Source organism: Herbidospora cretacea, from assembly GCF_001570605.1.
In the GTDB taxonomy this organism is placed as follows: Bacteria; Actinomycetota; Actinomycetes; order Streptosporangiales; family Streptosporangiaceae; genus Herbidospora; species Herbidospora cretacea.
The window spans coordinates 464,922-489,839 of record NZ_BBXG01000002.1 but is presented as its reverse complement, the minus strand read 5'-3'; the positions used below and the strand labels follow the sequence as shown (position 1 = coordinate 489,839).

17 protein-coding genes and 1 pseudogene are annotated in these 24,918 nt (G+C 71.4%); 9 read left to right on the top strand and 9 right to left on the bottom strand.

Annotated features, from left to right (window positions below; translation table 11 throughout):
• Positions 1-13: 13 nt before the first annotated feature.
• Entirely contained in the window at positions 14-967 is a 954-nt protein-coding gene (locus tag AW270_RS04860; RefSeq protein ID WP_061291018.1) for a hypothetical protein, read from the top strand.
• Here the strand turns inward: AW270_RS04860 and AW270_RS04855 are convergent.
• Together AW270_RS04855 and AW270_RS42070 are read right to left on the bottom strand one after the other, a co-directional pair.
• Positions 958-3,366 carry an ATP-binding protein gene (locus AW270_RS04855; RefSeq protein ID WP_218009086.1) on the bottom strand — a complete coding sequence of 803 codons (2,409 nt, stop codon included), beginning with the start codon at positions 3,364-3,366 and terminating at the stop codon, positions 958-960. The genes AW270_RS04860 and AW270_RS04855 overlap by 10 nt on opposite strands.
• Positions 3,367-3,574: 208 nt before the next feature.
• Positions 3,575-3,778: pseudogene (locus AW270_RS42070) on the bottom strand (AfsR/SARP family transcriptional regulator); the annotation flags it as partial.
• Between the two features lie 171 nt (positions 3,779-3,949).
• Here AW270_RS42070 and AW270_RS40445 point away from each other — a divergent pair.
• From AW270_RS40445 to AW270_RS04840, 3 genes are all read left to right on the top strand, one after another.
• Entirely contained in the window at positions 3,950-4,651 is a 702-nt protein-coding gene (locus AW270_RS40445; protein WP_061291016.1) for a BTAD domain-containing putative transcriptional regulator, read from the top strand.
• A gap of 78 nt (positions 4,652-4,729) precedes the next feature.
• Positions 4,730-6,652: an ATP-binding protein gene (locus tag AW270_RS04845; RefSeq protein ID WP_061291014.1), complete on the top strand. Its 1,923-nt coding sequence runs from the start codon at positions 4,730-4,732 to the stop codon at positions 6,650-6,652.
• Positions 6,653-6,654: 2 nt separating this feature from the next.
• A complete protein-coding gene (locus AW270_RS04840; protein ID WP_061291012.1) occupies positions 6,655-9,813 on the top strand; it encodes an ATP-binding protein in 3,159 nt (1,052 codons plus the stop codon).
• An 18-nt stretch (positions 9,814-9,831) separates the two neighbouring features.
• On the opposite strand, the gene AW270_RS04835 is transcribed toward AW270_RS04840, so the two are convergent.
• The 3 genes from AW270_RS04835 to AW270_RS04825 form a co-directional block, all read right to left on the bottom strand.
• A complete protein-coding gene (locus AW270_RS04835) occupies positions 9,832-10,668 on the bottom strand; it encodes a MerR family transcriptional regulator (protein ID WP_061291011.1) in 837 nt (278 codons plus the stop codon).
• Between the two features lie 94 nt (positions 10,669-10,762).
• Positions 10,763-11,227, bottom strand: coding sequence for an SRPBCC family protein (locus AW270_RS04830; protein WP_061291009.1), 465 nt, complete (start codon positions 11,225-11,227; stop codon positions 10,763-10,765).
• Positions 11,228-11,297: 70 nt separating this feature from the next.
• Entirely contained in the window at positions 11,298-11,654 is a 357-nt protein-coding gene (locus AW270_RS04825; protein ID WP_061291007.1) for a hypothetical protein, read from the bottom strand.
• A gap of 303 nt (positions 11,655-11,957) precedes the next feature.
• Between AW270_RS04825 and AW270_RS04820 the strand changes: the two genes are divergently transcribed.
• Entirely contained in the window at positions 11,958-16,547 is a 4,590-nt protein-coding gene (locus AW270_RS04820; RefSeq protein WP_063819093.1) for a ThuA domain-containing protein, read from the top strand.
• A gap of 578 nt (positions 16,548-17,125) precedes the next feature.
• Here AW270_RS04820 and AW270_RS04815 read toward each other — a convergent pair.
• Entirely contained in the window at positions 17,126-17,785 is a 660-nt protein-coding gene (locus tag AW270_RS04815; protein WP_061291006.1) for a TetR/AcrR family transcriptional regulator, read from the bottom strand.
• A gap of 196 nt (positions 17,786-17,981) precedes the next feature.
• Between AW270_RS04815 and AW270_RS04810 the strand changes: the two genes are divergently transcribed.
• Positions 17,982-18,815, top strand: a complete 834-nt coding sequence (locus AW270_RS04810; protein WP_061291004.1) for an SDR family NAD(P)-dependent oxidoreductase — start codon at positions 17,982-17,984, stop codon at positions 18,813-18,815.
• A 518-nt stretch (positions 18,816-19,333) separates the two neighbouring features.
• On the opposite strand, the gene AW270_RS04805 is transcribed toward AW270_RS04810, so the two are convergent.
• Positions 19,334-20,080 carry an SDR family NAD(P)-dependent oxidoreductase gene (locus tag AW270_RS04805; protein ID WP_061291002.1) on the bottom strand — a complete coding sequence of 249 codons (747 nt, stop codon included), beginning with the start codon at positions 20,078-20,080 and terminating at the stop codon, positions 19,334-19,336.
• Between the two features lie 32 nt (positions 20,081-20,112).
• Complete coding sequence (locus tag AW270_RS04800) at positions 20,113-21,051, bottom strand: alpha/beta hydrolase (RefSeq protein WP_061291000.1); 939 nt, start codon at positions 21,049-21,051, stop codon at positions 20,113-20,115.
• Positions 21,052-21,174: 123 nt separating this feature from the next.
• Here AW270_RS04800 and AW270_RS04795 point away from each other — a divergent pair, with 123 nt between their 5' ends.
• Both AW270_RS04795 and AW270_RS04790 read left to right on the top strand, forming a co-directional pair.
• Positions 21,175-21,726 (top strand): MarR family winged helix-turn-helix transcriptional regulator, encoded by a 552-nt coding sequence (locus AW270_RS04795; protein WP_157521697.1) that lies wholly within the window; start codon positions 21,175-21,177, stop codon positions 21,724-21,726.
• 795 nt (positions 21,727-22,521) lie between these two features.
• Positions 22,522-22,749, top strand: a complete 228-nt coding sequence (locus tag AW270_RS04790) for a hypothetical protein (RefSeq protein ID WP_061290997.1) — start codon at positions 22,522-22,524, stop codon at positions 22,747-22,749.
• Positions 22,750-22,969: 220 nt separating this feature from the next.
• On the opposite strand, the gene AW270_RS04785 is transcribed toward AW270_RS04790, so the two are convergent.
• Positions 22,970-23,791, bottom strand: a complete 822-nt coding sequence (locus tag AW270_RS04785) for a L,D-transpeptidase (RefSeq protein WP_174549841.1) — start codon at positions 23,789-23,791, stop codon at positions 22,970-22,972.
• 357 nt (positions 23,792-24,148) lie between these two features.
• Here AW270_RS04785 and AW270_RS04780 point away from each other — a divergent pair.
• Positions 24,149-24,918, top strand: a 770-nt coding sequence (locus tag AW270_RS04780) for an ice-binding family protein (protein ID WP_218009085.1), incomplete at its 3' end; no start/stop codon positions are given.

Sequence of the window (24,918 nt, the reverse complement as noted above, 5' to 3'; positions counted from 1 at the left end):
ACATACTGGTGCCATGGGGCATCGGGCGAACTACGTGATCGTGGAGTCGGGCCGCGTCTCGATCCACCACTCCCAGTTCGGTGCGCTCAGCACCGCCGTGCACGCCCTGCTCGGACCGCGGGAGTTCGCGGGCCACGCCGGTGGCCTGGACACCCGCGACACGCTCACCGACGACACGTGGTGCGAGGGGGCGATCCTGGCCGACTACGACGCCAGGCTGCTGCTGCTGCACACCGACCACGGCCCCGCCCGGGAGAGCCTCGGCTTCCGGCGGGCGTACCTGGCCGTGCTGCGGGAGCGCTGGCCCGGCTGGCAGGTGCGCTGGGCCACCCGTGACCAAGCGGATCTCGTCGATCACCTCAGGGTGAACCCGGAGAACGTGGTCGGCGACCGGTCACCCCACCGGCCCGCGCTGACCGCCGCCGACGTGGTCGCGGGACTCGGCGTGGCGTACACGGTCTTCAACCAGCCGGTGACCACCGAGGACTACCGGCGTTCGGTGGACCTCACCGACTCGCCCCCCGACCTCGGCGGCCCCCACGCCGAAACAGTCCTGACCGTACGTTTCCCCGACGGCGCCCTCCGCGACTTCAGCTGCGGCCGGGACATCCCCGTCGCCGCCGCCCTCGACGTGGGCCCCGGCCTCCTCGCGGCGCTGGCCGACCAGACCGGTCACCCGCTCCCCCACGAACTGTGCGCCGGGGAGGGCGTCTTCGTCGACGCCCGGACCCGGCGCATCCGGGCCTGGCCCACCCCACGACGCGGGGACCTGGAACACCCGGCCCGACGGTGGCCCGGCTGGACCGTGGAGTGGCACGACGAGGGACTCCCCGAGCAGGCCGCCCAGTCGGGGCGGTCCCCGGCGCCCTACCGGCTGACCGCCGACCACCTGCTCCGGCTCGGCAATCGGCTGCTGGGCGACGCCGGTGATGAGGCCGTGCTCGCCCGGATCGCCGCTCACGCGTGAAGGGGCCGGTTCGCCAGGTCGGCGAGCAGGCGCTCCGCGCGATGGGCGAACAGGTGCGCCTCGCGTTCGACGGCGAGCGTGCGGGCCCGTTCGGCCGCCGCCCTGACGTCGGCGGGAGGAGCGCCGGTCGCCCGTAGCAACTGTGCCCGGACCAGGAGCACGAGGCCTTCCGCGTAGCGCTGGCCGTACGTGTCGAGGTGGGAGTCGGCCCGGTCGAGGGCCGCGGCGGCCTCGTCCGGCCTCCCGGCGGCCAGCCACATCTCGCCGAGCAGCGCCGACCAGGTGGCCAGGCCCGAACGCGGCGGGTCGGCCAGCGCCACGGCGATGAGCCGCTGTGCCTCCGCCGCGGCTCCGGCCGGGTCGTCGCCGGTCACCGCACGTGCCCAGCACCGGGCCAGCCGCTGGTAGCTGCCGAGCCAGACGAAGGAGAAGTCGGGGTCCAGCGCGATCCCCCGCTCGGCCGCGCGCAGCGCCCACACCGGGTCACCGGCCAGCGCCGCGACCGTCACGGCGAAGGAGCCCCAGACGGTGATCACATAAGGGTCGTCGCCGGCGTCGGCCTCCATCGTGTCCAGCAGCGCCCGTGCCGTGTCGAGGTCGCCGTGCAGCGCGGTCATCAGCGCGTGCATCACGGGCCAGAGCAGCCACAGGTCGCGCCTGAGCGGGTCGCGCTCGCTCTGCGCCATCTCGGCCAGCACGGCCGGGTCGGCCCGGGTCAGGTAGCGGAACGCCTCACCGATGTTGCCGATGTCCCACTGGTGGAAGCCCCACGCGTTCCAGCCGTAGACGCGCAGGGTCGGGTCGCCGGACGCCTCACCCTGGTCGAGCAGGCGGCGGGCCAGCTGGCCGGCGCGGTCGAGCTGGAGGCCCTGGGAGTAGGAGACCCAGAGCGACAGCAGGAAACCGGTGGCCTCCCGTTCGCGGCCGAGCTCGCGGGCCAGCTGTTCGGCCCGCTCCAGCGGCTCGCGTGCCAGCCCCACGTATCCCGACCGCCCGACGACCACGGTGAGCTGCGACAGGGCCGACAGCTCCAGCTCCGCCAGGCCGGTCGTCCTGGCCAGCTGCGCGGCTGACCGCAGTTGCCGCTCGGCGGCCTCGTAGGCCGACTTGTTCGCCGCGTGACGGCCCGCGCGCATCAGCGCGCGCACGGTCCGGGCCGGGTCGGCGAGCGGGCCGGCCGCCGACAGGTGGTAGGCGAGGCGTTCGGCCAGCGGCTCGTCGTCCTGGGCGGGGTGTTCCAGCGCGTCGGCGATGCGCAGGTGCGTCTGGGTGGCCCGTCCCCGTGGGGTGATCTCGACGACCGACTCGCGGACCAGGTCGTGCGGGAAGCGGTTCGCGTACGGGTCGTCGGGCGCGGGGCCGAGCAGGCCGAGCGCCTCCAGCGGTTCCAGCCGGTCGAGGCAGGTCGGGCCGTCGATCCCGGCGGCGCGGGCGAGCAGGGCGAGGTCGACGTCCCGGCCGATGAGGGCGGCGATCTGGAGCAGGTCCGTCGCGTCGTCGTCGAGGTCGGCCATCCGGTTGTGGACCACGTCGCGCACGGTGGCGGGCAGCCCGACCCGGGTCAGGGCGTCCTCGGTGAGGACACCGCCGTCGGCGAGGAGCCGGGACAGCTCCCGTACGAAGAAGGGGTTTCCGGCGGTACGCGCGTAGATGCCCTGAGCGGTGTCCGGCCCGGGAGTCTGGCCGGTCTCGCGGCGGACCAGCTCGGCCACCTCGGACGGGCCGAGCGGGCCCAGCCGGATCCGGCGGTGCCGGGACACCCTGCTCGCCGCGGCGAGCATCCGGGCCAGCTCCGGGCCGGGGAGGGGCGCGCGGTCGCGGAGCACCCCGATGACCACGGCGCCTTCCGGCAGCCGGGCGGCCAGGTGACTGAACAGGTCCAGCGAGGCGGCGTCGGCCCACTGCAGATCGTCGACGACGAGCACCACGGGCCGCAGCGCCGACACCGCGCCGACGAGCGCGACGGCCTGCTCGAAGAGGCGGAACTGGGCGCCGCTGTCGGGGAGCACCGGTGTCGCCGGAACGCCGCCGTGCGGCCCGGCCAGGCGGCCGAGTTCGCCGGCGTGCCACTTCCGCCGATCGGCGTCGGGCAGCCCGTCGAGGACCGCGCCGACCACCTGCACCCACGGCCACATCGTCGGCGTGCCGTCCCCTTCCAGGCAGCGGCCCCAGACGACCGACGCGCCCCGGCGGCGTCCCTCGGCGCAGGCCTCCTCGACGAGCCGGGTCTTGCCCGCGCCGGGTTCGCCTTCGACGACGACCAGCCCCGTGCCGCCGTCGAGCGCCGACCCGACCGCCTGCCGCAGCACCGCGAGCTCGTCGGATCGGCCGACCAGACCACTCGTGGAGGTCGTCCTCTCGGCGCGCGGCGGGGTGGGCGGGTGGCCGGCCGGGCTCACCAGCCGCCGGTGAGCGGCGAGCAGCGCCGGGCCAGAGCCGCAGCGCCTCCACGTAGGAGTCGAGCGCCTCGTCGAAGCGCTTCTCCACCAGGCGGGCCCTGGCCGTCTCGACGAGCTCCCGGAAGGTGACGACGTCCACCATGCCGGGGTCGGCGGCGAACAGGTAGCTGCTGCCGCGCCGCTGCAGATACCGGCCGGGTTCGCGGGTCGGCAGCGCCGGTTCCAGGACCCGGCGGAGCGCGCTGACGTACTTCTGGAGGATGTTGAGCGCCGAGGCCGGAACGTCGGAGCCCCAGATCAGCTCGATCAGCTCGTTCGTGCTGACCGGCCGGCCCGCGCGGGCGAGGAGCAGCGCGAGCAGGTGGGTCTGCTGCCGGGGCCCGGTGTCCAGTTCGACGTGGTCACGCCACACCCGCAACGGACCGAGAATCTGCAGGCGCAGCTCGCCACGAGCCGACGGCACGGAGCTATCCACGCCAGTTCCCACCCGACAGGGAAGTCACCCTGACTACTTTCGCGTTTGCCTTCTTCGCCGGTCAAGTCCGCTTGATCCGGTTCGGCCGATCCTGGGATTCTTGACGGTGTGACGTTCCGGGAACTGGTTCGGGCGGCGCGCACGGAGCAGCGACCTGACCTGGCGCTCGACCGATACGTGGAGGCGCTGGCGAGCTGGCGGGAGGACGTCTCCCCGTTCACGACGCCGGACGACGAGTTCATCGACGCCTGCGTGACCGCGACCCGGCTCGCGGTCAGACAGGGCCGCATCGCGCAGCTCCTCCCTCCGCTGCACCTGGCCGCCCGGATGGCGCCGCTGGACGAACACGTCCAGGCGAGCCTCATCTCCGCGCTGGCCGCCGCCGGGCAGCGGGCGGAGGCCGTCACGGTGTTCCGGGCGATCCGGGCCCGCCTGGCCGACGAGCTCGGCGTCCATCCCGGACCGGCACTGCTGGGCGCCCACCGCGAGGTGCTGGGACCCGTGCACGACCTGGTCGGGCGCGGGCGGGAACTCACGCTGCTGCGCCGGATGTTCGCCGAGGGCACCGGGCTGGTCGTCGTGGAGGGCGAGCCGGGGGTGGGCAAGACCCGGCTGCTGGGCGAGGCGTGCGCCGAGGCCGAGCAGCGCGGCGCCCTGGTCCTGTGGGGGAACTGCCTGCCGGGGGACGGCACGCCCTCGATGTGGCCCTGGCTGGAGGTGATCGGCGCGGCACTCGCGAGTCTCCCGGCCGTGGCGCAGGCCGAGTGGCAGGCCGGTGAGCTGGGCCGTCTCGTGGCACCCGGCCCCTGACCGGCTGACAGCGGCACCCGGTTCCGCCTGTTCGAGCAGGCGGTCGCCCTCATCGGGCAGGTCGCGGACGGGCGGCCGGTGGTGCTCGTCGTCGACGACCTCCAGTGGGCCGACCTCGCGTCGCTGGAACTGTTCCGGCATCTGGCCGAGTGGCTGCCGTCCGGCGTCGTGGTCGCCGGCGCGCTGCGTGACCGCGCGCCGGCGCCCGGTCGGGAGCTGGTCAGGACGCTGGCCGCGGCGAGCCGGCTGACCGCCCACCGCAGGATCCGGCTGAGCCCGTTCGGCCAGGACGAGGTGGCCGAGCTGATCCGCCAGGAGAGCGGCCGCGATCCCGCCCCCGAGGTCGTCACCGCCGTGCACGCCCGTACCGCCGGGAACGTGTTCTTCGTCCGGGAGCTGTCCCGGCAGGTGAGCGGGGCAGGCGCGCTCGGCGAGGGGGTGCCCTCCTCGGTGCGCGACATCGTCGAAGACCGGATCTCCGGCCTGAGCGCCGCCGCTCTGGACCTGTTGCAGGTCGCCGCGCTCATCGGCCGCGACACCGATCTGGCGCTGCTGGCCAAGGCCGCGCGGCTGGAGACGCGGGCCTGCCTGGAGGGTCTCGAACCGCTGGAGAGGCTCGGCCTGCTCGAACCTCAGCCGGGTGATCCACGTGCGGTCCGCTTCGCGCACGACCTGGTCCGCGAGTCGGTCTCCGACCTCACGCCCCAGGCGCGGCTGGCCCGGCTGCACCTGCGGGTGGCCGACGCGCTCGACAGCGGGTGCCCGGACGACGACTCGACCGTCGAACAACTGGCGCACCACCTGAGGGCCGCCGGTCCGCTGGCCGACCCCGCCCGGACGGTGGACGCGCTGATCCGCGCCGGCCGGTGCGCGGGCGGCAAGTCCGCGCTCGACGCCGCCTCCCGGCAGTTACGCGCGGCGGCCGAGGTCGCCCAGGCGGCGGGGCTGGCCGAGCCCGAGCTGACGGCTCTGTCGATGCTGACCGCGGTCGACGGCATGCGGGCCGGGTATGCCGGGTCGGCGCCCGAGGTGCTCGAACGCGCCGAGAACCTCGCCCGCGACCTCGGCCACGAACGGCAGGCCACCGACTTCCTGTTCTCCCGCTGGGCCGCCCACGGCCAAGGGCTCCAGCTCGACCGGTCGGGCCCGCTGGCGCTCCGGCTGCTCGTCCAGGGCCAGGCGTCCGCCGACCCGATCGTGCGCGCCCACGGGCTGCACGCCTGGGGCATCCACCAATGGGCCACCGGCAACATCGGGCAGGCCTACCGCTACCTCATCCGGTCGACCTCGGCCATGCGCGACGACCTGGCGCACCGCGACGACGATCCGCTCCGGCACGACCTGCAGAGCCTCTCCCCGCTGATGCTCGCCCTGATGACCGGGCTGCGCGGCGACGTCGTCCACGCCCGCGCGATGTTCGACCGGCTGGAGACCGCCGCCGGCGACGACCGCTACGCGCTCACGGTCTGGTCGGCCTTCGCGGTCACCTTGGCGGCGCAGGCGGGCGACCCGGAATGGGCGGCCCGCGCGGCCGAGCGCGGCATCGCGCTGGACCCCCACTTCCACTTCGGCTTCTTCGGCAGCTACCAGCGGCTGGCGCGCTGCTGGGCGCGGGCGATGCTCGGCCACGACCCGGCCGGGGCCGCCGAGGAGGCAGGATCGATCATCGCCACCACCCTGTCCGACCCGCCGCGCTCGGTGCTGGCCACCTGGTGCGGGCTGCTCGGTGAGATGTGGCTGGCGGCCGGCCGCCTCGACGAGGCCGCGCACGCCCTCGACCGGGCCGATCTGGTGCTCGACGCCTATGGGGAGCGGGACGGCGAAGGCCTGCTGCTCCTGCTGCGGGCGCGCCTGCTCCGGGCGCGGGGCGCACCCCCGGCCGACGTGCGGGCCGCCGCCGAACGGGTCCGGACGCTGGCCGTCGAACGTGAGGCGATCCTGTTCGCCCACCGCGCCGGGCAACTCATCGCCGATCTGGACCAGGAAGGAGAGGCGACCTGACGATGCGGCCGAACCCCGCCCCGGACGCTTCCGGCCCGCTGACCGCGCAGATCCTCGGTCCGCTGCGCATATGGCGTGACGGCGTCGAGGTCGACACCGGGCCGCGCCAGCAGACCTACCTGCTGGCCCTCCTGCTGATGCGGGCGGGCCGGCCGGTCACCTCCGCCGAGCTCCTCGACCTCGTCTGGGACGACAACCTGCCGACGTCGGCGATGAACATCGTCCAGAAGTACGTCGGGGCGCTGCGGCGGCTGCTCGAACCCGACGTGCCCGCGCGCTCGCCCGGCTCCTACCTCCACCGCCGCGGCGGCGGCTACCAGTTCGACGACAGCCGGGTGACCCTCGACCTGGCCGAGTTCCGCCGGCTCCTCGGCGTCGCCCGCGCGGCGATGAACGTCGGTCGGATCGAGGACGCGGCCGACGCCTACGAGGACGCGCTGTCACGCTGGCGCGGCTCCGCCGGTGACGGGCTGGACCTCACCACCGCCGCCTATCCGCTCTTCGCCTCGGTCAACCGTGAACTGCTCCACGCCTGCGTCGAGGCCGCTCACGCCCTCGTGCCGCACGGCCACGCCCGACGCATCCTGCAACCCCTGCGCCTGGCGGCGTGGATCGCGCCCGTCGACGAGACCGTCCAGGCGACGCTCATGACCACGCTGGCGGCCTCGGGACAGCAGGCGGAGGCCCTGTCGGTGTTCGACACGGTGCGCGCACGGCTGGCCGGCGAGCTGGGCGTCGATCCCGGCCCGGCGCTCCGCGAGGCGCACCGGCACGTGCTGGGGCAGGGCGGGGCCGTCCACGCGCCGTCTGCGACGCCGGAACCCGCCGACACCCGGGCCGATCGGATCGTGGGCAGGCAGGAGGAGCTCACCCTCCTGCGTCAGGCCGTCGGCTCGGCCGGTCACGCCGGAGGCCAGATCGTCCTCGTCGAGGGCCCGCCCGGGGTGGGCAAGAGCCGGCTGCTGGCCGAACTGACCGACGAGGCCGCCGCGAACGGCGCCCTCACCCTCTGGGGACGCTGCCACGACGGAGACGGCGCCCCGTCGATGTGGCCCTGGGTGCAGATCGCCGAGGCCCTGGTCGCGGCCCTGCCGGACAAGGACCGGGCACACTGGACCGCCGCGCTCGGCGACCTGCTGCCGGATCCCGCCCGCGAGGCCCACGCCCTGCCGAAAGCGGACGCCTTCGCGCAGTTCCGGCTGTTCGGCGACGTCGTCGCGCTGTTCGGCGCGGTCGCCGCGGTCCGGCCCCTGATCGTGGTCATCGAGGACCTCCACTGGGCCGACCAGGCCACGCTCGCGCTGTTCGCGCGGCTGGCCGAGTCGCTCCCGGACCGGAGCCTGCTGCTGGGCACCCTGCGCGACCACGCGCCGACGCCCGGCCCCCACGTGCGGCGCATGCTGGCGGCCGTCGCCCGCCACGACCGTCATCGGCGCATCTCCCTCGGCCCTCTCGGCCCCCAGGACGTCGCCGATCTGGTCCACCAGGAGACCGGGCAGTGCCCGAGCCCGGGCGTCGCCCGGAGCATCCAGGCCCGCACCGAGGGCAACCCCCTTTTCGTACGGGAGCTCGCCAGGTTCCTGGCCGAGGAGGGTCACCTGGCCGACCAGGTCGCGGCCCAGGCCGCCGTCCCGTCCACGGTCCGTGACATCGTCCGCGACCGGACGAGCAGGCTCGACGACGACGACCGCCACCTCATCGAGATCGCGGCGCTGATGGGCCGCGACGTCGACATCCGCCTGCTGGCGAGCGCGTCCGGTCTCGACACGGCGCAGTGCCTCCGCCGCCTGGAGGCCTTCGAAGCGCTCGGCCTGGTCGAGATGCCCCGCGCCGCCCCGGGCGACTGGCGGTTCGTGCACGACCTCGTCCGCGAGTCGGTGGCCCGCGCGATGTCCCGATCGCAGGCGAGCCGCCTGCATCTGCGCATAGCCGACGCGCTCCCGCGGACCGGGCCGTCGGCCGAGGCGCTCGCCCACCACCTGTGTTCGGCCGGCCCGCTCGCCGACCCCGAGCGGACGGCGCAGGCGCTCGTCGTCGCGGCCCGCATCGCGGCGCGAAGGTCCGCCTACGAGACGGCGGAGAAGCATCTCGGCACCGCGGCCCAGGTCGCACGGGGCGCCGCGCTCCCCGACCTCGAACTGACCGCGCTCACCGAGCTGACCGCGGTCGCGGGCATCCACTCCGGTTTCGTCGGCGCCACCAAGGACCATCTCGACCGCGCCCAGGAGCTCGCCCGCTCGCTCGGCCGCGAACGGGAGGCCACCGGCTTCCTGATCTCCCGCTTCCTCGCGCACGCCCAGGGCATCCAGCTCGACGCCGCCGGGCGGCTCGCGCGCCGCCTGCTGGAGAACGGCGAGCGCTCCGACGACGTGGTCGTCCAGGCCTCCGGCCACCACGCGTGGGGCGTCCACCAGTGGAGCTCGGGCAACATCGGCGAGGCCTATCGGAACCTGAGCCGGTCGGACTCGCTCATCCGCGCCGAGAGGGACACCGAGCCGCTGCGCCACCGGCTGCAGATGACGACCCCGGTCATGCTGGCGCTCAACACCGCCCTCCACGGCGACCTGCCCGCCGCCCGCCACCTCTTCGACGTGCTGGAACTCGACGCGGGGGACGACCCCTACGCCCTCAGCATCTGGGGCTCGTTCGCCGTCACCGCGGCCGCCGTCGCGGCGGACCCCGGCTGGGCCCTGCGCGCGGCCGACAGGACGATCAACGCCGACCCGGACTTCTCCTTCACCTTCTCCGGCAGCTATCCCCGCCTCGCCCGCCAGTGGGCTCAGGCCATGTCCGGAGGCGACCCGATCATCTCGGCCACGGAGATGGAGCGCATCATCGAGGCGACCCTGGTCGACCCGCCCCGGTCGAACCTGGCCACCTGGTACGCGCTCCTCGCCGAGGTCCGCCTCCTCGCCGACGACGTCCCGGCCGCGATGTGCGCCCTGGACAAGGCCGAGCGGTTCATCGACGCCTACGGCGAGCGGTACGCGGAGGGCCTGGTCCTCCTCATCCGCGCGAAGTCGTTCCACGCCGGCGGCGACGTCGTCGCCGCCACGAGCACCGCCCACCGGGCGCTCACCCTGTCGCGGGAACGGGAAGCCCACCTGTTCGCGGCACGCGCCGACAGCCTGCTCACCGAGCTCCCCACCCACGCCAGATAAGGGCTGGCTGACCACCGCTCAGACCGCGGCGGTGATCCGGTCGACGGCCGGGGCGAGGCCGGTCACCCGGACGACGCCGTCGGGCAGGCGCTTCCCGGCCCAGCCGGGCCCCGCCGCGAGCACGACGGCGCCCTCGCCCGCGGCAGCCGTACACGCGACGGGTGAAGCGGTGGCGGAGGTGTGGGACCACAGCACCACCACCTTCGGCCGGACCCGGCCGGCCGCGTCGGCGAGTGCCTGGTCGGGCACGTCCGCGCCGAGCATGACGGCGGGCACGGCCCGTTCTGCGAGGGCGGCGTTCAGCGCCTCCAGCGGCAGGGCGTGGTGTTCGCCCGCTGTGCAGGCGAGCATCGCGACCGGCGCCCCCGCCACGGCGGTGGCCACCTGGTGCAGGCCGGCGGTGATCGACCACGACAGCAGGTGCTCGGCGTCGACGCAGTCGCCCCGGCCGGGGACCGGTTCCTGCACCCGGTGGAGAGCGGGCACGCACAGGAGCTGCCAGGTGTCGCTCACGCCGTGGGCGTTCAGGGCGCGGCCGATCAGCGTGAGCATGCCGTGGCCGTCGAGCCGGTGGGCGGCGTCGACGAGCCGGGCGACCAGGTCACTGTCCAGGCTGACGTCGTGGGGCCGCCGTCCCTGGGCGGCGCGGGCCGCGGCCGAGGGCGGGGTGCCCTGGGCGATGAGCCGTCGCATGACGATCAGGGCGGCGATGTCCGACTCGGTGTAACGGCGGTGCCGTCCGCGCTCGTGACCGCTCGGACCCATGCCGTAGCGGTTGTTCCAGCTGCGCAGCGTGGAGACCGGCAGGCCCAGCCGGCGCGCCACCGCGCCGGCGGCGAAAGTGGGCTGTGTCACGCGCCTATGGTGGCACCCGCCAGGGCATGCGGGAGGGCCTGGGCCGGCACGCCCGCTCTGGACGGCGTATCGGCCCAAGCCCGGTTCAGGGAGGTCAGCGCTGGTGGGGTCCGTCGACCTCGCCCCGCCAGGCGCCGGTCTCGGCGCCCCGCTTCTCGATGAAGTCGCCGAAGCGGCGCAGGTCGCCCTTGACCCGGTGGGTCAGCAGGCCGACGGCGTCGGCCACGTTCTCGGCCACGCCTTCGGGCTCGGTGTCCATCTGCAGGGTGACCCGGGTGTGGTCGTCGTCGAGGCGGTGGAAGGTGACCACCCCGGCGTGCCGGGGGCCGTCGACCGACTCCCACGCCACCCGCTCGTCGGGGTGCTGCTCGGTGATGCGGGCGTCGAACTCGCGCTCCACCCCACCGATCTTGATCTTCCAGTGGGTCATGGTGTCGCCCGACTGCGTGATGGACTCCACGCCCTCCATGAAGTGGGGGAAGGACTCGAACTGGGTCCACTGGTCGTAGGCGGTCCTGACGGGGACCGCGACGTCGACGGATTCGGTGATGGAGCTCATACAGGTTGTTCCCCTCTTGTCGCGACGATCGTGGCGAGCGGGCGAACACAGGGCCTGCTCAGGCAAGGGATCAGACGAAGGCGCTCACCGCGCAGACCGCGCCCCAGGCAAGGGCGACGCCGGCGACCCGCCGTCGGGCGGCGGGGTCGGGCAGCGTGGTGCCGAACACCGCCGCGTCCCCCCAATCCGACGCCACCCGGGCGGCGATGGCCGTGCGCAACGCCGCCCCCTCGGGTGCGGCCATCATGGCCGCGCCGATCGCCAGGTCGCGGGCGCCCACGGCGGCGACCAGGGTGGAGGTCCCGGGCAGGGGTTCGCCTTCCTTGTCGACCAGCCCGCACGGGCGGGCCAGCAGCCTCGGCCGCACGATGATCGCGACCGAGTAGAGCGCGGTGATCGCTCCGAGAATGCGGGGCAGCGGCGTCATGTCCGAACCCCTTCCCTCAGCCACCGCGCTAAACAACGCAGAAACGACGCACCTGGTCCTCGTCTGTACACGCCCGGCATGAACGTGTTAAAACCGCATTGGCTAGCGTCCGCCGCGTAAAAGTGCTGCTCCTGGCACGCCCTACAACCGTTCGACGGCACTACGGAGTCGGCACACTCCGACCCTCGTACATCCCCCCGGGCAATCAGCGTGGCGGCGCGCGCCTTGCCTGACTTATGCGTGAGGTCAGGTCGACATGCACATGCACATGGACGTTCACCCGCGCGGCGCGCGAGGTGCGGCATGAGAAGAGTTCTCACCGCCCTGCTGCTGCTCGTCTCCACCCTCGTCATTCCCTCGCAGGTGACCCCGGCGCAGGCCGCCGCCGGACCGCCGTTCGCCGCGCTGGTCTTCTCCAAGACCGCCGGCTTCCGGCACACCTCCATCCCGGCGGGCGTCGCCGCCATCAGGCAGCTCGGCCAGGAACAGGGTTTCACGGTCGACGCCACCGAGGACTCGGCCGCCTTCACCACGGCCAACCTGGCCAGATACCAGGTCGTGGTCTTCCTCTCCACCACGGGCGACGTGCTGAACGCCACCCAGCAGACCGCCTTCGAGCAGTACATCAAGGGCGGCGGCGGGTACGCCGGCGTGCACGCCGCCTCCGACACCGAGTACGACTGGTCCTGGTACGGCAAGCTGGTCGGCGCCTACTTCAAGCAGCACCCCGCGCCGCAGCAGGCCACCCTCAAGGTCGAGGACCCCGCCCACCCCTCCACCGCCGGGCTGCCCGCGCGCTGGACGCGCACCGATGAGTGGTACGACTTCCGCACCAGCCCGCGCGGCGCGGTCCACGTCCTGACCTCCTTGGACGAGACCACCTACAGCGGCGGCACGATGGGCGCCGACCACCCCACCAGCTGGTGCCAGAACTACGACGGCGGCCGCTCGTGGTACACCGCGCTGGGTCACGCCGACGAGTCCTTCGCCGAGCCCAACTTCCTGAAGATGCTGCTCGGCGGCCTGCAGACCGCCGCGGGCGTGGTGCCGGCCGACTGCTCGGCGAGCCTGGACTCGTCGTTCGCCAAGGTCACCGTCGACGACAACACCGCCAACCCGATGATGCTGGACGTCGCCGCCGACGGCACCGTCTTCTACATCGACCTGAGCGGTGACGTCAAAGCGGTCAGGCCGGGCGGCGGTGTGGTCACCTCCGGTCACCTGAACGTCTTCAACGCCAACGAGAGCGGCCTGCTGGGCCTGGCCCTCGACCCGGCGTTCGCCACCAACCGCTGGATGTACCTGTACTACTCGCCTCCGTCCACCGCCGTGGACCGGCTGTCGCGCTTCGTCGTCAAGGCGGACCTGACGCTCGACATGGCCACCGAGAAGGTCGTGCTGGAGGTGCCGGTCCAGCGGGCGGAGTGCTGCCACCACGGCGGTGGCATGGTGTTCGACAAGGCCACCGGCGACCTGTGGCTCGCCAACGGCGACAACACCAACCCCTTCGCCTCCGACGGGTACACCCCGATCGACGAGCGCGCCGGACGGTCCAGCTGGGACGCCCAGGGCACCTCGGCCAACTCCAACGACCTGCGCGGCAAGGTGCTGCGCATCCACCCCGAGCCCGACGGCACCTACACCATCCCCTCGGGCAACCTGTTCCCGCCGGGCACGCCGAAGACCCGCCCGGAGATCTACGCGATGGGTCTGCGCAACCCGTTCCGGATCGGCATCGACCCCAAGACGCACAAGCTGCTGGTCGCCAACTACGGCCCGGACGCCGGCCAGGCCAGCGCCACCCGCGGCCCGGAGAACACCGTCGAGTGGGACATCCTCAACGGCCCGGGGTTCTACGGCTGGCCGTACTGCATCGGGAACAACAAGCCCTACGTCGACTTCGACTTCGCGACGAACACGTCCAAGGGCGCGTTCAACTGCGCCGCGCCGAAGAACGACTCGCCCAACAACACCGGCATCACCGACCTGCCCGCGGCCAAGGCCGCCACGGTCTACTACCACTACTCCGCCGACCCCGCGTTCCCCGAACTCGGCGGCGGCGGCGCACCCCATGCGGGGCCCGCCTACCGCTACGACCCGGCGCTGGTGTCGGCCCGCAAGTGGCCCGCCTACTGGGACGGCAAGGCCGTCTTCGGTGAGTGGAACCAGAACCGCCTGTACTCCTTCCAGCTCAGCGCCGACGGCTCCCAACTGGTCGACATCAACCCCCTGCTGAGCACGATGAGCTTCAAGAAGCCGATGGACATGAAGTTCGGCCCCGACGGCGCGCTGTACGTCATCGACTGGGGCTCGGGCTTCGGCGGCAACAACGCCGACTCCGGCATCTACCGGATCGACTACACGAAGGGCGTCCGGGCGCCGATCGCCCAGGCCAAGGCCGACAGGACCAACGGCCCCGTGCCGCTGACCGTGCAGTTCTCCAGCACCGGATCCATCGACCCCGACGGGACGCCGCTCACCTACGCCTGGGACTTCGACGGCAACGGCAGCGTCGACTCCACCGAGGCGAACCCTGCCCGCACCTACACCACGGCGGGCAACTTCACCGCCGTGCTGACCGTGAAGGACCAGAGCGGCGCGACCGCCACCGCCAACGTGCCGATCGTGGCGGGCAACACCGCGCCCACCGTGACGATCAACCTGCCCCCCAACGGGAGCTTCTTCAACTTCGGCGACCGGGTCGGCTTCACCGCCACGGTCACCGACCCCGAAGACGGCACGATCACCTGCGCGAACGTCAAGATCCAGGCCATCCTGGGGCACGACACCCACGGCCACCCGCTCGACCAGTACACCGGCTGCTCGGGCACCGTCCAGACCACCCTGTCCTCTGGGCACAGCGACGGCGACAACGTCTTCTACGTGCTGGAGGCCAGCTACACCGACCGAGGCGGCGCGGGTTCCTCCGGCCCGCTGACCACCAGAACCCAGGTGCTGCTGCAGCCCAAGCACAAGCAGGCCGAGTTCTTCACGGCGACCGGACGCGCCCCCGACGGCACCGGCGCCGGCGACCCCGGCGTGCGGGTGGAGACGACCTCCGACACCCAGGGCGGCTTCCACAACATCAGTGCCATCGAGGACGGCGACTACTGGAGCCACGACCCGGTCAACCTGTCGGCGATCGAGCGCCTGACCTTCCGCGCGGCCTCGGGCTCGGCTGGAGGCACGATCGAGATCCGGGCGGGATCGGTGAGCGGCACGCTGGTGGGCAGGGCCACGGTGACCGGCACCGGCGGCTGGCAGACCTACCAGAACTTCTCGGTCACGCTGACCAGTCCGCCCACGACGAGCGGGCCGCTGTACTTCGTCGTCCGCAGGCCGACGGGCAGCACCAGCACCGGCGCGCTGATCAACGTCAACTGGACCGACTTCGTCAGCAGGAGCCTCAACGGCGTCACCCTGAGCGCCAACCCCGCGAGCCTGTCCTTCGGGTCGCGCACCACCGGCACGACCAGCCCGTCCCAGGCGGTCACCGTCACCAACACCGGCACCGCCGCCGCGACCCTGAGCGGCGTCACCGTCACCGGCGACTACGCCCGGACCACCACCTGCGGCGCATCCCTGGCCGCCGGGGCGTCCTGCACGGTCAACGTCACCTTCACCCCGACCGCGGCGGGCACCCGCACGGGCACGCTCACCGTGGCGAGCAACGACGAGAACGGCCCGCTGTCGGTGGCGCTGTCCGGCACCGGCGTCACCTCGACCACCAACCTCGCCCTCGGCGCGACGATGACCGCCGGCAGCTCCAACGGCGGTTACCCGCAGAGCAACGCCAACGACGACAACACCGCCACCTACTGGGAGTCGGCGAACAACGCCTTCCCGCAGTGGCTCCAGGCCGACCTGCGCTCCACGCAGAACATCGGCTCGATCACGCTGAAGCTGCCGCCGCCCGCGGCCTGGGCGACCCGCACCCAGACCCTGTCGGTCCAGGGCAGCACCGACGGCACGACGTGGACCACGCTCAAGCCGTCCGCCCCGTACACCTTCGACCCCGCGACGGGCAACACCGTCACGATCCCGCTGACCTCCACCAGCACCCGGTACGTCCGCTTGAACATCACCGCCAACACCGGCTGGTCCGCCGCGCAGGTCGCGGAGTTCCAGATCTTCCCGGGCGGTGGCGACCAGCCGCCGACCGTGACCCTGACGGCCTCCCCCACCAGCCTGTCGTTCGCCGCAAGGACCGTCGGCAGCCCCAGCCCCGCGCAGACCGTCACCGTCACCAACACCGGCACGGGGACGGCGACGCTCGGCACGGTCGCCACCACCGGCGACTTCGCGCAGACCAGGACCTGCGGCGCCTCACTGGCGTCAGGCGCGTCCTGCACGGTCAACGTCACCTTCACCCCGACCGCCACAGGCACCCGCACGGGCACCCTGAGCATCGCCAGTAATGACCCGAACGGCCCGCTGACCGTCGCTCTCAGCGGCACCGGCACTGCGGTTCCCGTCAGCAACCTGGCGCAAGGCCGCCCCACCACCGAAACCAGCCACGTGCAGACCTACGCGTCCGGCAACGCCGTGGACGGCAACACCGGCACCTACTGGGAGTCGGTCAACAACGCCTTCCCGCAGTCGATCACCGTCGACCTCGGCTCCTCGGTCAGCGTCGGCCGCGTCGTCCTCAAGCTGCCCCCGGCCACCGCCTGGGCAACCCGCACCCAGACGCTCACCGTCCTGGGCAGCACCGACGGATCCACCTTCACCAACGTCGTCGGTTCGGCGGCGTACACCTTCAACCCGTCCACAGGGAACACGGCCACCATCACGTTCCCGGCCACCAGCAGGCGCTACCTGCGCCTGACCATCACCGCGAACACCGGCTGGCCCGCGGGCCAGGTCTCGGAATTCGAGGTCTACGCCTCATAAGCCGCCCGGACTCCGGAGGGGACGACGCCCGTCCCCTCCGGAGCCGACACTGCGGGCGGGCAGGGTGGCGGTGAGCCATGGCGACGGTCCGGCTCGCGTCGGTCACCCGTGATGACGCGCTGGAGGCGGGAACTCGGCGTCCGCTCACTGGGCGCGAACGCGAGCACCACCTTGAGCTTCCTGACCAACGGCACACCGGCCACCTGCGCCAGCCCGTGAGCAGCGCGAATCTTCTCGAAGCGGCGGTATCTCGCGTTCACGTGGGCCCGACGGATGCGGCGGCGCGTCATCCCCGGACACGACTGGGACGAGTGGAAGGAGATCCTCCAGAAAGCCGGTGTCCGGTGATCGAGATGGGCGTCCACATGAGAATGGTCATGGAGGTTCTCAGGCACTCGGACATCCGGGTCACCCAGCGCCACACCATGTCGCCACCCCAATGACCAAGGAAGCTGCGCTGACGTACAAAGCAGTACGGGCCTGCCTGGCCGGGCAGGCCCGTACTGCTTTCATGAGCCCTCGCTGCGACGTGAGGTCCGGCGCGAAAGTTCGACCGTCGGAGACTCGCCTAAGGACGTTCACGACTGACCCCCAAGTCGTTGGAGGAACGCGGATCGGCTCAAGGGCGGTCCTGCGAGCGGCGTGGGCGCGTCCACCCGGACACCGTCCAGGACAACCGGCAGCAGGCGCCGCCACAGCTGTGGATCCGCGTCGCCGAAGGTCTCGATCAGATGGGTCATGACCGACATCAGCACGCCGATGTCGGTGGCTACGAGGTCAGCGCGGACCACCCGCTGTTCGCGCCCGCGCCGCAAGAGCGCCTCGATACAGCGTTCGATCCGGCTCTGGAAACCGTCGGCGTCGAGTTCTGAATTCGGCGCACCTCGCAGAAGTCTCCCCAGGGCGCGCTTGTTCGCCTGCGGTTCGAGCACGGCCTCAAAAAAGGCCTCAAGCCCGGCGGACGCGTCGTCCATCTCCGCCGCGCGCTCCGCCGCCTCGAGCATCGCCTCCATGGTCTCGGCGAGTACGGCCTGCGCCAGGACGAACTTGTTGGGGAAATGCCGATAGGCGGTGCCGACCCCGACGCCGGCATGTCGCGCGACGTCATCGAGCGTCGGCATCAGTCCGGCCGCGTCGAACAGCTCCGCGCCGGCGGCGATCAGCGCGGCGCGGTTCCTCTTCGCGTCCTTGCGTCGGGCCCGTTGATCAGCTGGCGGGTTCGTCGCGTTCTCGTCCATACGGCTCCCCTGGCGTCACACCGGAATCGGAGATGGTTCTCCGCTTATGCTAGCGTGACCGTACCGGAGATACCTCTCCGTTACGTTGCCGTGGCCGTCTTCGGCATCCGCAGCCGGACGAGGCCAGGCCAGTTCCACGATCGCCGCCATTGCGACCAGGGCGCGCGGGCGATGACAACAAAGGGAGATCACCGATATGCCAGCTCACGTAGCGAAGACGTGGTTCATCACCGGGGCATCGCGAGGCCTGGGAGCCCAATGGGCCGAAGCGGCCCTCTCTCGCGCCGATCGGGTTGCCGCGACCGCCCGTTCCGTCAAAGCACTGGATTCGCTCGTCGAGCGCTACGGGGACCTGGTTCTTCCGCTGGAGCTCGATGTCACGGACGAGGCCGCGGTGCACCGGGCGGTCGCGGCGGCCGAAGAGCGGCTCGGCGGAATCGACATCCTGGTCAACAACGCGGGACAGGCCGTGGTGGGCGCGGTGGAGGAAGTGACCGCCGCACAAGCCCGTGAGCAGATGGAGGTCAACTATTTCGGTGCCCTCTACGTGACCCAAGCAGTCGTGCCGCGCATGAGGGAGCGCCGCGGTGGCCAGATCATTCAGATCTCCTCGATGGGCGGGGTCGTGGCGCTTCCCACCATGGGGACTTATCACGCGACCAAGTGGGCGCTGGAGGCGTTGAGCCAGGCGCTGGCGGCCGAGGTCGCGGAGTATGGCGTGCGGGTGACGCTCGTGGAGCCGCTCACGTTCCCGAGCGAGCTGGGGACCATGGCGTCTGCGATGCCTGAATACGACCACGCCCGCGCGCTGGTGATGGCCGGTTTCGAAGGCCTGGGGATCGCGCCGGGAGACCCGGCGGCGGCCGGGCGGGCGATGCTCGCCCTGGCCGATGACCCCCATCCGCCGTTGCGCGTCTTCTTCGGCGCGAACGGGCTGGCCCTCGTCCGGCCGGAGTATGCGCGACGGCTCGCCGTTTGGGAGGAGTGGGATCACCTCGCCCGGCTCGCCCAGGGGGCGTCGCCGGCCTGAGCTCCCAATGCGGGCAAGGGGGCGTCGTGGCGCAAGCTACTCGGCCACGCCCCCTTGCCAGAAGGCACTCACCCGATCAAGATCCGCGACGTGGGGGCCATCTGTCCGATGTCCCAGCGTGTCACGGCCGAGTCGGCGCAGCATCTTCTCGATCCGATGTACGCGGTCGACCATCCCGGTGGGTTCGAGCGCGCCCGAGCACCCGAAACCCGTGGACTTTGTTCAGACTGGTGCGTCGAGCCAGCTCGCTCACCCGACACCAGCCTGCTCGTTTTGGTGCGCGGCCAGGAGATTGACCGCCTTGTCGATGGCGTCACGCCCGGCAGGGCGTTGGCTTACTTTCCCCAGCTCATCCCCATCCCTGGACCGTCACGACGCGCTCAACCTGACCGCCGCACCGCCGCGTTGGTGGTCGGTGAGCAACGACTGGTGGCATCACGGCGCAGTGGAGCCGCCCCGTAGCCCGGCGCCTCGCCCACCTGACCAGCCTGTTCAGCTGAGATGACCCTCACGATTCGTCATACGACCGTACGGCCCCCGCTGACGGAGAGCACCGTCCCTGTGACGAAGCGAGCCTCCTCGCTGACAAGGAACGCGATCACCGCCGCGATGTCTCCCGGATCGGCGACGAAACCCAGCGGAGCCTGCTCCGCCAGTTGCCGCAACCCGTCTCCCAGGACCTCGGATCCCGGCGTGCGGGTCGGGCCGGGGGTCACCGAGTTCACGCGGACTCCGGCCGGGCCGAACTCGGCCGCCCAGCTCTTGGTCAGCAGGTCGAGCGCCGCCTTGCTCGCCCCGTAGACCCCCAGACCGGGGAGCGCCCGCTCGGCTGCCAGCGTGGACACGTTGACGATCGCGCCGCCGCCGCGTGCGGCCATCGCGGGTGCCAGGTTCGCGACCAGGTAGAACGGCGCCTTCAGATTCGTCGCCAGGACTCTGTCGAAAATCGGCTCCTCGGTGCCGGCCGTCGGCCCGCCGGCCCCGATCGCGGCGTTGTTCACCAGGACGTCCACAGATCCGCCGGTGGACTCGGCGAACGCGGTGGCCTTGGCCGCGAGTTCCGCCGCGGACCCCGCTTCAGACAGGTCGGCGTCGATGAAGTGGGCGGTCCCTCCCCCGGCCCGGATCTGTTCCACCACCTCCCGGCCGCGCTGGGCATCGCGGCCGGAGACCACGACGCGGACGCCGTCCTGGGCGAGCTTGAGCGCGGTGGCGCGCCCGATTCCACTCGTCGAGCCGGTGACAAGGGCTGTCTTGATCTTCATGGGTGTCTCCTGCGTGAGTGGTCTTCGGGAAGTCACAGGCTCTGGAGGAAAGCCACGCGGTCCGCGAACGCTTTCCAGGCCAGGAGGGAGTCGGGTGCGAACTGGTCGAAGCCGTGGAAGGCGCCGGGACGCACCGACAGGTTCACCGCCACGCCGTGCTCCATGAGCCGCGTCGCGTAGAGGACCGTCTCGGCGCAGAAGAGGTCCAGCTGCCCGACCTCGAGGTAGGCCGCCGGCAGGCCGCGCAGCGAACCGGCCCGGGCGACCGAAGCGGACGCGGGCACATCGTCGGTGCCGTACCGGTCGCCGAGGTAGGCCTGCCAGCCGGTGATGTTGTCGCCGGCCGACCAGGTCAGGAAGGGCGCGACATCCTCCGCGGCGTGTGCGGTGCGATCGTCGAGCATGGGGTAGATGAGGATCTGGGCGGCCAGCGGCCCGATCGCCCGCTCGTGACACGCGAGTGCGGTCGCCGCCGCGAGGCCACCGCCGGCGGAGTCGCCCATGATCGCGACGCGGGCGCCGGGAACGCGTTCCCGAGCGTGGTCGATCGTCCACCGAACCGCCGCGACGCAGTCTTCGACGGCCGCCGGGAAGGGCGATTCGGGCGCCAGGCGGTAGTCGACCGCGATGACCGCGACCCCGGCTTCCGCGGCGTAGCGGCGGCAGACATGGTCGTATCCGTCGATGCTTCCGGCGATGAGACCACCGCCGTGAAGGTAGACGACAAGGACGCTCGGTACGGTCGGCGGCTTGTACAGGCGCAGTGGGACGGTATGCCCATCCGAAGCCGGCACGGTGAAGTCGACCACCTCGACGCGATCGTCGCTGGTCGCAGTGGCGGCCAGCCAACTGTAGAGGCCGTCGATGGTCGCCCGCCGGGTCTGCCAGTCGCCGACGACCGGCGGCGAGGGTGGGATGGCGGCTGCGAGCGCGGCAACCACTCCGGCGAGTTCGTCGTCGATGTTGAGCACTGTTCCTCCGATGTCGGGTGGGGAGATGTCGGATCTTCAGTGAGTCCGGTTCATGTCGGCACACTATCTGATGCGTGCACGCGCACCTAAACCGGGACGCACGTACCTGATAAAATGGACCGCATGAAAGCGCCCCGGACGACATCGACACTCATCTCCCAGGCGGAACAGGACGGCTGGTTCGGGCTGATGTACGCCCAGGCCGCCATGCGCTCCCGGATCGAGGCCGTACTGATGGAGCGCCACCGTCTGTCGTTCAGCGCCTACGAGATCCTCTGCTGCCTGAAAGACCTCGAACCTCAGCCCGTCCGCGCCCTGGCGAGCCAGCTCGTCACCGTCAGCCCGACCCGGGCGTCCCGGCTGATCCAGGACCTGATCGACGACGGCGTCCTGGTGCGTGGCGCCAACCAGGGTGACGGCCGGATCTCCATGATCAGCCTGACCGAGGAGGGGCGTCGCTACGTCCAGACCGTGGCGCGGACCTTCGAGGAGTCGGTCAAGGAGTTCTTCGCCGACCCTCTCGACGCTGACGACATCACCGCACTGACACGGATCTGGCAGAAACTGGAGTCGGCCACAGACGCACCGGATGGTCGCCGCCCCAGCGACCGACGACTTGCCGCCTCTACCGAAGATGGCCGAGCCGCGGAAACGGACCGGCGCGCTACTCGCTGAGTCATCTGGTGGATGGGCCCGGGCCTCCTCGTGGTCGGCGAAGGCGCGGTAGATGCGCGGCGGTCGAGGGGTTCAGGCCTGTGCGTTCGCCGGTCGGGATGACGGGGGTCGGGCCAGCCTGGGACTGTCGGCGAGCCCGCCCAAGATCAAAGCCGAGCGAAGCGAGTGCGGCCCGAGCGAAGCGAGGCCATGTCAGGGAGCGCGAGGGGCGAAGCCCTTCGCCGGCCCAGAGCGCCAGCGATGCGAGGACGCGAAGCGGCCAGGGGGAGCGCGAGGGGGCGCAGCCCTCTCGTATCGGGGGTCCGGGGGTCGCCCCCCGTAGAAACGAGGAACGGCCCGTGAAAGCCGCCCCGAAGGGGCGTCAACCACGGGCCATTCCGAAAGAGCCGCCTTGGGGAATCGAACCCCAGACCTACGCATTACGAGCTCCAAGATCGGCCTTAGCGGGCCATCCGCAGGTGTTCGCTCATGTCCATCCGGGCTGGTCGCCGCAGTGCAGTTCAGTCACGGTCACTCCCGGACGCCGACGGACTGCAACCACAACTGCAACCGCCACGCTGCCCGCGTTCGCTACCTCAGACATGGCCTAAGAGCGAAAGCCGGGCCCCGGCGACGCAGCGCGTGTACAGACCGACGCCGGCACCAGCCAACTGCAGCAAGGTCATGAGGAAGTCCAGGATCAAGACGGAGATCTTTCCGTTCGAGGTAAGTCACCTGGCCAGGTTCTTGATCTCCAGCACACCCGCCGGCCCAGATATCCCGCCATCTTTCGGACCGCATCGACCCCTCAAGGAAATGGCGCAGGACATCGCCCGCTCCAGTCCCATCGTGGAAATGATCATTCGTAGTCAGGTGGAGAAGGCTGTCGCGCCAGCGGCCCGGGAGGCAACCCGACTACTGGCCGCCAAGTTGGCCGAGGGCGACGTTATCTTGGAGATGAACCTTCGCGACCGTCTGCACCAGTCGGCTGATCAGGCGGCCCGAGATGTCGTCGCCGAAATTGCCCATGGCTTGGCGGACTAACCGGGCAGACAATGCTCCGAAGCAGGTCGATTTATAGGGCGTACTGACCTGGCTTCCGGCTGTGTATCGGAGCGCTCTCTTAAACGTTCGCTTCGCGTCCGGGTCTCCGGGGATCGCAAGTGCTGTAGGCACGGGTCGTTGGCGTGTGCGCGGAGCAGGCGGGCCAGGCGCTCGGCTCACTTCGCTCGGTTGCCTTGCCTTGGAGCCCTCGCGTCGATGGTCAGGAGATGAGGACGGCGGTGCCCAGGGGGACGCGGGACATCACGCGCAGCGCGGCGTCGGGTAGCCGGATGCACCCGTGGCTGATCGGCCGGCCGAAGATCTCCTGGTCCTCCCACCCATGCATGGCCACGGTCGCCGGCCCGTCATCGAAGGTCTCCAGGGTGGTCGAATGCGCTCCCAGGGGGAGGACGAGGGAGCCGTAGCCCGAATAGGTCGGTGACACCGCCGCGAGGACGAAGGTTCTGCCGGTGGGGGTGGGCGTCTCGGGCGCGCCGACGGCCACCTTCCATGACCCCATCTTCTGGCCGGAGTGGTGGACGGTCAGGGTGCGCGTGACCGTCTCGACCTCCACTCGATAAGGGCTGCGCGCCTTCTGCACCCCGCCGCCGCCGACGTAGATCCATCCGGTCGATCCGTTCGGGCGGCTCGGGAGCAGCACCTGCTCCCATCCCGGCTGCGTCGCGATCACCGGCACCCACGTCGGGCTCTTGAGCTGGGTCGCGGGGAGTTTCGCCACGGGCGGGCCGCCCGGGTGGGCGTACACCACCTGAGTCGTGGACGGGTGAAGCACCAGCCCGCTGGTGGGATCGGCCGGTGCCGGATCGCGGGGCGCGGTCGGGATCGTCGTGTACGTCGTCGCGAGCGGTAGTCCCGCCATCCGCTCGGGCGGCACCAGATCCGGCAGGACGACGGGTGGCGTCACCGGGACCGCGCCGGGCTGGGGTGTCCGGACCGTCGTTCCGCAGGCGCCGACGGTCAGCGTCACGAGCAGGGCGGCGATCGCGTTCCCCGGCCGACCGCATCTGGTTCTGTCGTGCAAGGAGAACTCCCGCTGGCACTGGAGCCGACTTCGGAGGGCTGAGTTTAGGCCGCAGTCCGGTGAATACGGCACCAGGCATGAAGCCGCCCTGCATTTCTTTCACGTGGTTTCCATGCGCATGGCAGAGAAATGGGATGTTCTTCTCATCGTCCCGATGATTCCTGCTCGGAAAATCTTTCGCCTGCTACGTAAGCTTTCGATTGTCCATTACCCCACATGGCGTTCTTTTGGTACGGGCTACTCCATAACGCCCAAATGCCACTGGAGTACCGATTTGTGGCATCGGCCGACGAGAGAGACATTCGCGTGAAAGACGTACGCAGGCGCTTGCCAGGCCGACCGGGATTCCTGTGGGTGGTGGCAATCGCCGTACTCGCCCCCTTGCTCGTGCTCTTCACCCTGCCACGTTCCGCGGATGCCGCGCCGGCCCCTGTGGGCCTGGGCACGACGCTCGCCTTCGCGGTGCTGGGTGGTCAGACGGTCACCAACACCGGCCCCAGCGTGATCACCGGGGACCTGGGCGTGAGCCCCGGCGCGGCGATCACGGGCTTCCCGCCCGGCATCGTCGTCGGCGCCCAGCACGCCGCCGACGCCGTCGCACTCCAGGCCCAGAACGACCTGGTCACCGCCTACAACGACGCCGCCGGACGAGCTCCGGACGCACCCATCGTCGGTGACCTCGGCGGGCAGACCCTGGTCGCGGGTGTCTACAACGCCACGACCTCGGCCGGGCTGACCGGGACGCTCACCCTCGACGCCCAGGGCGACCCGTCGGCCGTCTGGATCTTCCAGATCGGTTCGACGCTCACCACGGCGTCGGCCTCCAGGGTCAACCTCATCAACGGCGCCCAGGCCTGCAACGTGTTCTGGCAGGTCGGCAGCTCCGCGACGCTGGGCACCGGCTCGACCTTCGTCGGCAACATCCTGGCCCTGACGTCGATCACCGTGACCACCGGCACCACGATCCTGGGCCGCGCCCTGGCCCGCAACGGCGCCGTCACCCTCGACAACAACGTCATCACCAGAACCATCTGCGCCCCCACGCCGACCCCAACACCTACGCCCACCCCGACACCCACACCGACCCCAACACCTACGCCCACACCGACACCCACTCCGACCCCGAC